Origin of the sequence: Pseudomonas botevensis (genome assembly GCF_019145475.1) — a bacterium.
GTDB lineage: Bacteria > Pseudomonadota > Gammaproteobacteria > Pseudomonadales > Pseudomonadaceae > Aquipseudomonas > Aquipseudomonas botevensis.
The window spans coordinates 634,143-646,902 of sequence record NZ_JAHTKI010000001.1; the positions used below are offsets into that span (position 1 = coordinate 634,143).

Annotated in this window: 8 protein-coding genes; all 8 read left to right on the forward strand. The window is 61.1% G+C overall.

Going from position 1 to position 12,760, the window contains the following annotated elements; all coding sequences use genetic code 11:
• Positions 1-12 precede the first annotated feature (12 nt).
• The 8 genes from KVQ74_RS03025 to KVQ74_RS03060 all read left to right on the forward strand — a co-directional run bounded on the left by KVQ74_RS03025 (position 13) and on the right by KVQ74_RS03060 (position 12,701).
• Positions 13-543, forward strand: a complete 531-nt coding sequence (locus KVQ74_RS03025; protein ID WP_217829511.1) for a DUF5943 domain-containing protein — start codon at positions 13-15, stop codon at positions 541-543.
• 15 nt (positions 544-558) lie between these two features.
• Positions 559-2,619 carry a dimethylglycine demethylation protein DgcA gene (dgcA, locus tag KVQ74_RS03030; protein WP_217829512.1) on the forward strand — a complete coding sequence of 687 codons (2,061 nt, stop codon included), beginning with the start codon at positions 559-561 and terminating at the stop codon, positions 2,617-2,619.
• 162 nt (positions 2,620-2,781) lie between these two features.
• Positions 2,782-4,728, forward strand: a complete 1,947-nt coding sequence (dgcB, locus tag KVQ74_RS03035; protein WP_217829513.1) for a dimethylglycine demethylation protein DgcB — start codon at positions 2,782-2,784, stop codon at positions 4,726-4,728.
• Positions 4,728-5,948: an electron transfer flavoprotein subunit alpha gene (gene etfA, locus KVQ74_RS03040; protein WP_217829514.1), complete on the forward strand. Its 1,221-nt coding sequence runs from the start codon at positions 4,728-4,730 to the stop codon at positions 5,946-5,948. Before dgcB ends, etfA begins: the two co-directional genes overlap by 1 nt.
• Before the next feature lie 15 nt (positions 5,949-5,963).
• Positions 5,964-6,734, forward strand: coding sequence for an electron transfer flavoprotein subunit beta (gene etfB, locus KVQ74_RS03045; protein WP_217829515.1), 771 nt, complete (start codon positions 5,964-5,966; stop codon positions 6,732-6,734).
• A 1,111-nt stretch (positions 6,735-7,845) separates the two neighbouring features.
• Positions 7,846-8,475 carry a hypothetical protein gene (locus tag KVQ74_RS03050; protein ID WP_217829516.1) on the forward strand — a complete coding sequence of 210 codons (630 nt, stop codon included), beginning with the start codon at positions 7,846-7,848 and terminating at the stop codon, positions 8,473-8,475.
• Positions 8,475-8,753 (forward strand): hypothetical protein, encoded by a 279-nt coding sequence (locus tag KVQ74_RS03055; protein WP_217829517.1) that lies wholly within the window; start codon positions 8,475-8,477, stop codon positions 8,751-8,753. Before KVQ74_RS03050 ends, KVQ74_RS03055 begins: the two co-directional genes overlap by 1 nt.
• A 495-nt stretch (positions 8,754-9,248) precedes the next feature.
• Positions 9,249-12,701 (forward strand): GMC oxidoreductase, encoded by a 3,453-nt coding sequence (locus KVQ74_RS03060; protein WP_217829518.1) that lies wholly within the window; start codon positions 9,249-9,251, stop codon positions 12,699-12,701.
• Positions 12,702-12,760: the final 59 nt, after the last annotated feature.

The following is a 12,760-nucleotide window of genomic DNA, read 5'->3' on the forward strand; positions in this document are numbered from 1 at the left end:
AGTTGAGTTTCCATGGCCAAGATCGCCCCGCAATTGCCAATCGAAGTCGACAGCGAGACCGGTATCTGGACGTCCGATGCCCTGCCGATGCTGTACGTGCCACGGCATTTTTTCGTCAACAACCACATCGGCATCGAGGAAGTGCTGGGCGCCGAAGCCTATGCCGAAATCCTCTACAAGGCCGGCTACAAGTCCGCCTGGCACTGGTGTGAAAAGGAAGCCGAATGCCACGGCCTGGAAGGCGTCGCGGTGTTCGAACACTACATGAAGCGCCTGTCGCAACGCGGCTGGGGCCTGTTCAAGATCCAGGACATCGACCTCGACAAAGGCACCGCCAGCGTCAAGCTCGAACACTCCGCATTCGTCTACGTCTACGGCAAGGTCGGGCGCAAGGTCGACTACATGTTCACCGGCTGGTTTGCCGGTGCCATGGATCAGATCCTCGCCGCACGCGGCAGCAAGATCCGCACCGTGGCCGAGCAGGTCTACGGTGGCTCCGAAGAAGGCCACGACGACGGCCTGTTCACCGTCAAGCCGTTGTAAGTCGAGGAACCCGCCATGGCTTTCGAAGCAATGTTCCAGCCGATCCAGATCGGCAAACTGACCATCCGCAATCGCGTGCTCAGCACCGCGCACGCCGAGGTCTATGCGACCGACGGCGGCATGACCACCGACCGGTACGTCAAGTATTACGAAGAGAAGGCCAAGGGCGGGATCGGCCTGGCGATTTGCGGCGGTTCGTCCGTGGTCGCCATCGACAGCCCGCAGGAATGGTGGAGCTCGGTGAACCTGTCCACCGACCGCATCATTCCGCATTTCCAGAATCTGGCCGACGCCATGCACAAGCACGGCGCCAAGATCATGATCCAGATTACCCACATGGGCCGCCGCTCGCGCTGGGACGGTTTCAACTGGCCGACCCTGATGTCGCCGTCCGGCGTGCGTGAGCCGGTGCACCGTGCCACCTGCAAGACCATCGAGCCGGAAGAAATCTGGCGGGTGATCGGCAACTACGCGCAAGCGGCCCGTCGTGCCAAGGCCGGCGGTCTGGACGGTGTTGAACTGTCGGCCGTGCACCAGCACATGATCGACCAATTCTGGAGCCCGCGCGTCAACAAGCGGACCGACGAATGGGGCGGCACCTTCGAAGGCCGGATGAAGTTCGGTCTGGAAGTGTTGAAAGCCGTGCGCGCCGAAGTCGGTGACGATTTCTGCGTGGGCATGCGCATCTGCGGTGACGAGTTCCACCCTGATGGCCTGTCCCACGAGGACATGAAGCAGATCGCCAAGTATTACGACGACACCGGCATGCTCGATTTCATCGGCGTCGTGGGTTCGGGTTGCGACACCCACAACACCCTGGCCAACGTGATCCCGAACATGAGTTATCCGCCGGAGCCGTTCCTGCACCTGGCAGCCGGGATCAAGGAAGTGGTCAAGGTCCCGGTGCTGCACGCGCAGAACATCAAGGACCCGAACCAGGCCACCCGTATTCTTGAAGGTGGTTACGTCGACATGGTCGGCATGACCCGTGCGCACATCGCCGACCCGCACCTGATCGCCAAGATCAAGATGGGCCAGGTCGACCAGATCAAACAGTGCGTCGGCGCCAACTACTGCATCGACCGTCAGTACCAGGGTCTGGACGTGCTGTGCATCCAGAACGCCGCGACCTCCCGTGAATACATGGGGCTGCCGCACATCATCGAGAAAACCACCGGGGTCAAACGCAAAGTGGTGGTGGTCGGTGCCGGTCCTGCCGGGATGGAGGCCGCCCGCGTGGCTGCCGAGCGGGGCCACGACGTGACCCTGTTCGAGAAGAAAGAGTTCATTGGCGGGCAGATCACCACGGCATCGAAAGCGCCGCAGCGTGATCAGATCGCCGGTATCACCCGCTGGTATCAACTGGAACTGGCGCGCCTGAAAGTCGACCTGCGCCTGGGCACCGCCGCCGACGCGCCGACCATTCTGGACCTGCGTCCGGACGTGGTGGTGCTGGCGGTCGGCGGTCATCCGTTCATCGAGCAGAACGAACACTGGGGCGCCGCCGAAGGGCTGGTGGTCAGCAGTTGGGACGTGCTCGACGGCAAGGTCGCGCCGGGCAAGAACGTGCTGGTCTACGACACCATCTGCGAATTCACCGGCATGTCCACCGCTGACTTCATTGCCGACAAGGGCAGCCAGGTCGAGATCGTCACCGACGACATCAAACCGGGCGTGGCGATCGGCGGTACGTCGTTCCCGACCTACTACCGCAGCATGTACCCCAAAGAAGTGATCATGACCGGCGACATGATGCTGGAGAAGGTCTACCGCGAAGGCGACAAGCTGGTGGCGGTGCTGGAAAACGAATACACCGGCGCCAAAGAGGAGCGGGTGGTGGATCAGGTGGTGATCGAGAACGGCGTGCGCCCGGACGAAGCGATCTACTACGCGATGAAGGAAGGTTCGCGCAACAAGGGCCAGATCGACGTCGAAGCCCTGTTCGCGATCAAGCCGCAGCCATGCCTGGAGCAGAGCGGCGACGGCTACCTGCTGTTCCGCATCGGCGACTGCGTGGCCCAGCGTAACGTCCACGCGGCGATCTACGACGCGCTGCGGTTGTGCAAAGACTTCTAAAGGCTTGCACATGACCCTGTGGGCGCGGGCTTGTTTGCGAAAGCGGCGGGTCAGTCAAGGCAGATGTGACTGACAGCATGCATTCGCGGGCAAGCCCGCTCCCACGGGACCGGACAAGGCATCTCGACCTGCAAGACCCTGCGGTCTTTGGGAGCTTCACCTATGTTGAACACCCTTCTTCCAATCCTGTTGTTTGCCGCCCTGGGCCTGGGTGTCCTCGGCGCGTTGCGGCGGGTGGCCATGTGGCGTCGGGGCCGGGCCTCGAAGGTCGATCTGATCGGCGGTCTGTTCGCCATGCCCAAGCGCTACATGGTCGACCTGCACCATGTCGTGGCGCGGGACAAATACATCGCCAACACCCACGTCGCCACGGCGGGCGGGGCGGTGGCGTCGATTGTGCTGGCGATTCTGGTACACGGTTTCGGCCTGCATAACCGCATTCTCGGCTATGCGCTGCTGCTGATGTCGGCGGTGATGTTCTTCGGCGCCATCTTCGTTTACCTGCGTCGGCGCAACCCGCCGTCGCGGCTGTCGAAAGGCCCGTGGATGCGCCTGCCGAAAAGCCTGCTGGCGTTTTCCGCGTCGTTCTTCCTGGTGACCCTGCCGGTGGCCGGGATCCTGCCGGAGAACTTCGGCGGCTGGGTGCTGGCGGTGATTCTCGGGATCGGTGTGCTGTGGGGCGTGTCGGAGCTGTTCTTCGGCATGACCTGGGGCGGGCCGATGAAACACGCCTTCGCCGGTGCCCTGCACCTGGCCTGGCACCGTCGCGCCGAGCGCTTCGGCGGCGGACGCTCCACCGGTTTGAAACCGCTGGATCTCAATGATCCGGCTGCGCCGCTGGGGGTGGAAAAACCCAAGGACTTCACTTGGAACCAGTTGCTCGGCTTCGACGCCTGCGTGCAGTGCGGCAAGTGCGAAGCAGCGTGCCCGGCGTTCGCCGCCGGCCAGCCGCTGAACCCGAAAAAACTCATTCAGGACATGGTCGTCGGCCTGGCTGGCGGCAGCGATGCCAAATTTGCCGGCAGCCCGTATCCCGGCAAGCCAATCGGTGAGCACTCGGGCAATCCGCATCAGCCGATCGTCAACGGTCTGGTCGACGCCGAAACCCTGTGGTCGTGCACCACTTGCCGCGCCTGCGTCGAGGAATGCCCGATGATGATCGAGCACGTCGACGCCATCGTCGACATGCGCCGCCATCTGACGCTGGAAAAGGGTGCGACCCCGAACAAGGGCGCCGAAGTCCTGGAAAACCTGATCGCTACCGACAACCCTGGTGGTTTCGCACCGGGCGGGCGGATGAACTGGGCGGCGGATCTGAACCTCAATCTGCTCAGCGACAAGAAGTCCACCGACGTGCTGTTCTGGGTCGGCGACGGCGCCTTCGACATGCGCAACCAGCGCACCCTGCGCGCCTTCGTCAAAGTGCTGAAAGCGGCAAAAATCGACTTCGCCGTGCTCGGCCTCGAAGAACGCGACAGCGGCGACGTGGCTCGCCGGCTCGGCGATGAGGCGACGTTCCAGTTGCTCGCCAGGCGCAATATCCAGACCCTGGCCAAATACAGCTTCAACCGCATCGTCACCTGCGACCCGCACAGCTTCCATGTGCTGAAAAACGAGTACGGCGCCTTCGACGGCAACTACCTCGTGCAACACCACAGCACCTACATGGCGGAGATCATTCAGGCCGGCGCGCTGAACCTCGGGCAGCACAAAGGCGACAGCGTCACTTATCACGATCCGTGCTACCTCGGCCGCTACAACGGCGAGTACGAGGCGCCGCGTCAGGTACTGCGCGCCCTCGGCATCGAGGTCAAGGAAATGCAACGCTCCGGCTTCCGCTCGCGCTGCTGCGGCGGTGGTGGCGGGGCGCCGATTACCGACATTCCGGGCAAGCAGCGGATCCCCGACATGCGCATGGACGACATCCGCGAGACCGGTGCCGAACTGGTGGCGGTGGGTTGTCCACAATGCACGGCGATGCTCGAAGGCGTGGTCGAGCCGCGTCCGCTGATCAAGGACATCGCCGAACTGGTGGCTGATGCGTTGCTTGAAGACGAAACGCCGAAGTCCGCCTCGGCGACCAAACGTGAACCTGCGGAGGTGCATTGATGAGTGACATTATCCGCCGCGACCCACGCGCCGAATGGATCGCCCGTAACCGTCTGCATCCGCTGCACGCGGCCATGCAACCGGCGCAACACAGCTGGATGGGGCCTAACGGCATCGTCCGCAAGAATCTGCACGGGATCGGCTTCATCGGCCCCAACGGCATCAAGCGTATCGACCGCAGCGGCGCCCAGCAGGGTGGGGCGGTCAAACGCTCGGCGGCAGTGGAAGTGCAATTGCCGCTGCATCAGGTGTCGGCGCCGGCGTTCTACATCAGCGTGGTGCCGGACATGGTCGGCGGCCGCCTGAGCAGCCACGACCGCGACCTGCTCGGTCTTGCCCATCAACTGGCCGGCAACGACGGCGCGGTGTTGGCGGTGGTGTTCGGCGAGCACAAGGAAAGCGCTTTCGCCACGGCGGGTGTTGACCGTCTGCTGGTGCTCGAAGGTGATGAATTCAGCGGTTATGTCCCGGAACAACGGGTGCAGGGCCTGCGGGCTGTGGATAACCAGTTCAATCCGCGTCACTGGCTGCTGCCGGACAGCCGCAGCGGTGGCGGTGAGTTGGGCCGACGCTTTGCCGCTGCGCTGGGCGAGCGTCCGGCGACGCGGGTCTGGCAGGTCAAGGATCAGGAATGCATCGGCCGTGCTGGCGCCGGGTTGCAAGACCTGGCCCGGCCGTTGGGTCGCTTGATCCTGGCCTCGGCGGAATGTGCGGAACCGGTCAGCGAAACCCGCCACGAAGCGCTGCCGGTGGAGTTGTCCACAAGTGTCGCGCGAAGCCTGTCGCGGATCGAGGATCTGGGCGCGGTGGCGGTGGACCCGGCGGCGATTCCGATGGCTGAGGCGGAGTTCATCTTCTCCGGCGGCAATGGGGTCAAGGACTGGGCGCTGTTCCACGAGACTGCTGCCGCACTCGGCGCCACCGAAGGCGCCTCGCGGGTGGCAGTGGACGATGGCTTCATGGCTCGCGATCGCCAGGTCGGTGCGTCCGGAACCTGGGTCACCGCGCGGGTGTACGTGGCGGTGGGCATCTCCGGGGCGATCCAGCACCTGCAAGGCATCGGCGCCTGCGACAAGGTGGTGGCGATCAACCTCGATGCCGGTTGCGACATGATCAAGCGCGCTGATTTGTCGGTGATCGGCGAGAGCGCGGAGATTCTGCAAGCCTTGATCGCGGCGGTGGCGGCTTACCGCAATGAAGCCAAGCGCGATGCGGCTTAAGGGAAGGACACAGTCATGAATACCAATGTCATCAGCCTCGTCTCCATCGGCGCTCACCCGACCTCCGGTCGGCCGCGTCGCGCCGAACAGGATGCGCGTGCCGTGGAACTGGGCCTGCAACTGGCCGGGGATAACCTGCAAGTGCTGCATGCCGGGGATATCGCCGAACCGGCGCTACGCGCCTATCTGGGCATGGGCCTGGAACAGATGCATGTGCTGGAGCAACCGGCCGGCGCCGATGCGTTGCCGGCGTTGACCGCTTATTTGCGCGATGCCGGCGCCCAGGTGGTGCTGACCGGCAGCCAGGCGGAGACCGGCGAAGGTTCGGGCATGTTGCCGTTTCTGCTGGCCGAAGGGCTGGGCTGGCCGCTGGTGGTCGGGCTGGCGCAGGTCGAGTCGATCGGCGACGGTTCGGCGCTGGTGCTGCAAGCGTTGCCTCGTGGGCAACGTCGCCGGCTGAAGGTGCGTCTGCCGTTTCTGGCGACTGTGGATAACGCCGCGCCCAAGCCTCGGCAAAGCGCCTACGGCCCGGCCCGGCGCGGGGTGTTGCAGGCGCAGGATGTGCAAGTGGTGGACGATGAATTGCTGGCGGTGGCGAGTCTGCAACCGGCCAAGCCACGGCCGAAGCGCTTGAAGGTGATCAAGGCCAAGAGCGGCGCCGACCGGATGAAAGCGGCGACGGCCAAGGCCAGTGGCGGCGGTGGTCAGGTGCTCAAGGGCGTGACGGCGCAGGCGGGGGCCGAGGCGATTCTCAAGTTGCTGATTGAAGAAGGCGTCGTCCGCTGACAAAGTGCCTCACCTCAGCCCTCGGGGAGAGGACTGAGGTGAGGGCAGCGGTCTGTTGTCAGGCCCGAATCCGGACCTTACCCACAATCCCTGTTGGCGACTCTGTGGATAACATGTTCGCCTATCCCCCGACCCCGCGCCAATCAAGCCCTCCAGCCCTGCGATCAAAAAACAACCAGGCTAACTCGCGGTTTTTCCACATATTTTCTTCACAGCGACGATCCAAGTTGCCCCCAATCTCTGTTGGCGCTTTTGTGGATAAGATGTTCGCTATCGGCTGTAACCCATACAGTCCGTGGCCTACAGGTGTTTGTTCAAAAAACGATCAAATTCCGCTGCGAGGCTCGATAACCTTCCCAGAGCCCTCGATTTTCCCCAGCCGGCGGTGCTTTTCCACAGCGCCGCGAAACTTACCCCCGATCTCTGTTGGCGCTTCTGTGGATAAGGTGTTCGCCATCCTCTACAGCCCTTATAAAACGTGGTGTTTAGGGGAAAGATCAAAAAATAGTCAATCCGTGGGGAAAACCTTGATTCTTGATAAGTCGAGGATTTTTTGAGGCTGACTCAGTAAAACCTGGACGCAGAATCGGGTTGTTCAGCATTGCTGCGGATCTAAATGTGGATAACTTGAACAGGATCACATTCAGCCTGAGGAGCGCGCCCGCTGACCGGGTTCTTTGCTCATATCTGGCGCCAGGCGCTTCCCGCACAGCCGTTGTTGAACGGCGCGCGGCAGCGTATCCGGATATATAGCAAATACAAATAACTTCAGGTTCCTTTGCGTATATCTGGCGGTTTGACATTACTTTGTTTGCCGACTTTAATCTCCCTCGCGATGAAGTGAACAAGGTTGTTCAACACGTTTTTCTCATGCCTCTGTGCAGGAGTCATGCAATGGATTGTTTCACGCGAATCAACTAATAACGTTGTCCATAAAACGCTTTCCGCTTGATGGCCGCTGATTGAATGGCGCGATATCGCGTATCTGGAAGTTTATATCAGCTGCCGATGAGTGAAATGTCGGGAAGCAATGGCGAGCCTGTCCAGGATGTTGGTGCATGCTCGATTATATGGCGAACTGGTAACACCCAATTTACAAGGAGTTATGGAAATGTCTAAAGCAGCCAAGTCCGAAGTAAAGTCCGTTGCCGCCGCAGCGGTCGCACCGTCCAAAGGTGCGTATGTTGAACTGTTGAATGAAATGCGCACTCACGCCAAACATCGTTCCGCGGGCTCCGCGCGTGGTGTGCTGATGGCGTCCCCGCATTTGCAGCAGATTCATTTGCGCAGTCTTTACGTCAGCACCAACAGTTCCAATGATCCGGCGGTGAGGTATCTGGAGCCAAAGGCGCGGGAGGCCGGGGAAGGGCAGGCGGATCAGTCCGAGACTGAACTGACCAAGGCCACGGAGGCCTTTGAGAATTCAGGTTCGACGGACACTTCGGATTACAAGAAAAAGCTTGAAGAACTGCGCAAGCGGGATCAGGAAGCGGCCAATAAGCGTATCGACAAAATGTACGATGAGGCCATTGCGCAAATAGACAAGTTTCCGCAAAGCGGCGATGCGGTGGTCGGCTTCATGGAAACGTTTGGTGGTTTGTTCAATGCCGTTCTGGACAAGATCACCGACTTCTTTGTCGAAGTAGGAAAAAATATCCTTAATTGGCTGAAAAATGTCTGGGAAAAAATTACCAGTACCTTCAATTCGGTGGTCAGCTGGATTACCGGCTGGTTCTCCTGATGAATAAGCCAGTAGGGCCGCCACCGTTCATTAATCCTATTGAAGGTGAGTGGTGTCGCGCATTCAATCTCGAAGAAAACAGAGCGCTTGTAGATAATAAAGCGAAACTGGATGTTCTTCGTCAGCGCGATAAGAAAAGAACCGAAGAACGGATCGATCGTTTATACGATGAGTTATTGATAAAAGTTGACCCCGACTATAAGCGGCCGCCCGACTCTTCCGACATAAACCGCATTTATTCGCTGGCGCAGAGCATTATTAGCTCGTGGAACTGGTGAACCAACGATTCAGGAGTGCTAAAGACCGATGCCCGGTTGCGCAGGGCATCGGTTTTTTTGCGGGATGCAGCGGCGTCATTTTCAATTTATCCCCATAAGCGGTGGATGGACGTGTGGATAACTTGTTCGCCAAACCCGGCAAGCCCCGTCCGTCATAGTCAAAATGGCGATTGCTCACATTTCGTACAGTTCTAAGAGCGTGCCTTGACTTCGAATCCTGCGCTGTCTTCACTGCAATGGCACAAGGACAGCCGTCACTTATCCACATCAGGTTCTGGGAGAACGCATGATGGATAGCCGCCCGCACCGCCATCGCCCCTCGCCGCGCAAGCGCACGTTACGTCGCGCCACCAATCAGCGCGCTCGTCTGTAGCGCCGGATTTCCGCCCAAACCGTTTGCTGCCGCCGGTTCACACCGGAGGCCAGGTGCTCGTTCGCCCATTGATTGCAGGCAACCGCAGAGTTGCCCCATCAGCCTGAGAGAGGAACCCCCTCATGACACGGATATCAACGCCTATCAGCGAGATCAAAGAACACTACGACGTGATCGTCATCGGCTCCGGGTACGGCGGTGGTATTGCCGCGTCGCGGTTGTCCCGGGCCGGGCGACGGGTGTGCCTGCTGGAGCGGGGCCGGGAGATCCAGCCCGGCGAATACCCCAACACCATGATCGCCGCCACCGAGGAATTGCAGGTGCATGACCCGGACGGCCATATCGGTTCACGCACCGGGCTGTTCGACCTGCACGTCAATGCCCAGCAGAACGTGGTGGTCGGCTGCGGCCTCGGCGGCACCTCGTTGATCAATGCCAACGTTTCGCTGGAGCCGGAACCCGGTGTCTTCGACGACCCGCGCTGGCCGCTGGAAGTGCGCGAGCATCGCGACACGCTGCTCAGGGATGGCTACGAACGGGCGCGGGAGATGCTCAAGCCCAATCCTTACCCGAGCAGCGCACCGAACCTGCCCAAACTCGACGCCAACAAAAAATCTGCGGATTTCCTCAAGCAAGGCGCGCATTTCTACAGGCCGCCGATCAATGTCACCTTCGACAAACTGCCGAACAACCTCAACCATGTCGGCGTCGAGCAACTGCCGTGCAACCACTGCGGCGACTGCGTCTCGGGCTGTAACAACAAGGCCAAGAACACCACCCTGATGAACTACCTGCCGGACGCCTGGAACCACGGCGCAGAGATTTTCTGCCAGGCCGAGGTGCGGCATCTGGAGCGCAGTGGCGATGGCTGGATCGTGCATTTCCAATACCTGGACAGCGGCCGCGAGAAGTTCTCGGCGCCGACCCTGTTCGTGAAGGCCGACATCGTCGTGGTGTCTGCCGGCACCCTCGGCTCTACTGAAATCCTCCTGCGCTCGCGGGACAAAGGCCTGGCGATGTCCGGCCAGCTCGGCGAGAACATGAGCGGCAACGGCGACATCCTCGGCTTCGGCCACAACTGCGAACAGACCATCAACGGCATCGGTTTTGGTGCGCATTCGGCCAAGGAACTGAGTCCGGTCGGCCCGTGCATCACCTCGATCATCGACATGCGCACCGAAGGCGACTGGCGCAGCCGCATGGTCATCGAAGAAGGCTCGATTCCCGGCGCCCTCGGCCGGCCGATGGTGCCGGCAATGGCCGGGTTTGCCGAACTGATCGGCAAGGCCACCGACACCAGCCTCGGCGGCAAGATCAAATACAAGGAGCGTGAAGTCGAAAGCTTCCTGCGCGGCCCGTATCACGGTGCGCTGCACGGCATGCAGACCTACCTGATCATGAGCCACGACAGCGGCAACGGGCGCATGCTGCTCGACAGCAAGGATCAGTTGCGCATCGACTGGCCGGGCGTCGGCGAGCAGGAGAACTTCAAACTCGGCAACGAGCGGCTGTACCAGAGCACCAAGGCCCTGGGCGGCGTCTGGGTGGAAAACCCGATCTGGACCAAACTGCTCAAGCACAGCATCGTCTCGGTGCATCCACTGGGCGGTTGCGTGATGGGCGAGGACGCCGCGCAAGGCGTGGTCAACCACAAGGGGCAGGTGTTCAGCGGAGCCAGCGGCACCGAGGTGTACACCGGTCTGTATGTGACCGACGGCGCAGTGATTCCAACGTCGCTGGCAGTCAATCCGCTGTTGACCATCTCCGCCGTGAGCGAGCGCAACATGGGCCTGCTGGCCGCCGACCGGGGCTGGCACATCGACTACAGCCTGCCGTCGGCACCGCGCAAACCGGTGGCGCCGCCGACCCTCGGCGTGCAGTTCACCGAGACCATGAAGGGCTATTTCTCCCGGGCCTTCACCGCTGCGCAAAGTGACGATCTGAAGGTCTACGAGGCCGCCGCCAAACGCGGCGAGGCGGACAATTCGCCGATCGACTTCACCCTGACCATCACCGCCAATGACCTCAACCGGATGATCAAGGAGCCGGAACATGCCGCGACGATTGTCGGCACGGTCAACGCACCGATGCTCTCGCCGCAGCCGCTGACCGCCAGCAATGGCGTGTTCAACCTGTTCGAGCAGTACGAGCAGCAAGTCGATACGCGGCACATGAAATACGACATGAAACTGACCGCCGAGGACGGCAACGACTACTACTTCAGTGCCTTCAAGACCGTGCCGGAAGACAACGGCGTGCTGAATATCTGGCACGACACCAGCACCCTCTACGTGACGCTGTATCGCGGGCCGGACAAGACCGGCGAGGTGATCGGCTCCGGGGTGATGCACATCCTGCCCGCCGATTTCGCCAAGCAGATGACCACCATGAAAGTGCTCAACGCGCGCAACGAGCGTGAGCGCATTGAAGGCCTGGCGCGTTTCGGCAAGTTCTTCGCCGGGATTCTCTGGGAAAGCTACGGCGGGGTGTTTGCCGGCGACATTTACTTCAACCCGGACGCGCCGCCACGGTTGAAACGGCCGCTGGATGCGCCGCCGCCGAATGTGCATTTCTTCCCCACCGAGGATGGCGTCGAACTGCGTCTGACCCGCTATCAGGCCGGCAGCAAAGGGCCGGTGATGCTGGTCCATGGCCTGGGCGTGGGTTCGAACATCTTTTCCACCGACACCATCCATACCAACCTGCTGGAATTCCTCTGCAAGCATGAGTACGACGTATGGCTGCTGGATTTCCGGGTGAGCATCCTGCTGCCGGCAAGCAAGAAGGAGTGGAACGGCGATCAGATCGCCCAGTACGACTTCAAGGCTGCCATCGGGCAGATCCAGCAACAGACCGGCGCCAAAGACGTGCAATGCGTGGTGCATTGCTACGGCGCGACGACGTTCTTCATGTCGCTGCTGGCGGGGCTGCAAGGGGTGCGTTCGGTGGTCTGCTCGCAGATTGCCGCCGACACGGTGGTTGCCACCGCGACCGGTCTGAAGGCCGGCCTGCACCTGCCGGGCATGCTCGACGCCATCGGCATCAAATCGATGACCGCTTACGCCGACAGCAAGGAAAACTGGTTCAACCGGCTCTACGACAAGGCCCTCAATGGCTATGCGCGGATCGAGGCCCAGGGCTACTGCACCAACCCGGTGTGCCACCGCATCACCTTCATGTACGCCTCGCTGTACCGCCACGACACCCTCAACGAAACCCTGCACGACAACCTGCACGAGCTGTTCGGCGAGTCGAACATCGAAACCTTCGAGCACCTGGCGCTGATCGTGCGCAAAGGGCATCTGGTGGATTTCAAGGGCAACGACGTGTACATGCCGCACTTCGACCGGTTGACCATGCCGATCTGCTTCATCAGCGGCGCGGAAAACCAGTGCTACCTGCCGGAAAGTACCCTCAAGACCTACCAGCGGGTCTGTGAAAAACACGGGCCGGAGCGCTACAGCCGGCATGTGGTGCCGGGCTATGGCCACATCGATTGCATGTTCGGCAAGAACGCGGTGGTCGATGTGTATCCACTGATCCTTGAACACCTGGAGAAAACGGCCAACGGCTGACTTCAGACCGAGTCGACTGCTTCGCGAGCAAGTTCGCTCCCACAAGAGCACCGCATTCC

Bases quoted from the DNA above. Each gene is read 5' to 3' on its own strand.
- KVQ74_RS03025 (WP_217829511.1), top strand. From the start codon at position 13: ATGGCCAAGATCGCCCCGCAATTGCCAATCGAAGTCGACAGCGAGACC.
- dgcA (WP_217829512.1), top strand. From the start codon at position 559: ATGGCTTTCGAAGCAATGTTCCAGCCGATCCAGATCGGCAAACTGACC.
- dgcB (WP_217829513.1), top strand. From the start codon at position 2,782: ATGTTGAACACCCTTCTTCCAATCCTGTTGTTTGCCGCCCTGGGCCTG.
- etfA (WP_217829514.1), top strand. From the start codon at position 4,728: ATGAGTGACATTATCCGCCGCGACCCACGCGCCGAATGGATCGCCCGT.
- etfB (WP_217829515.1), top strand. From the start codon at position 5,964: ATGAATACCAATGTCATCAGCCTCGTCTCCATCGGCGCTCACCCGACC.
- KVQ74_RS03050 (WP_217829516.1), top strand. From the start codon at position 7,846: ATGTCTAAAGCAGCCAAGTCCGAAGTAAAGTCCGTTGCCGCCGCAGCG.
- KVQ74_RS03055 (WP_217829517.1), top strand. From the start codon at position 8,475: ATGAATAAGCCAGTAGGGCCGCCACCGTTCATTAATCCTATTGAAGGT.
- KVQ74_RS03060 (WP_217829518.1), top strand. From the start codon at position 9,249: ATGACACGGATATCAACGCCTATCAGCGAGATCAAAGAACACTACGAC.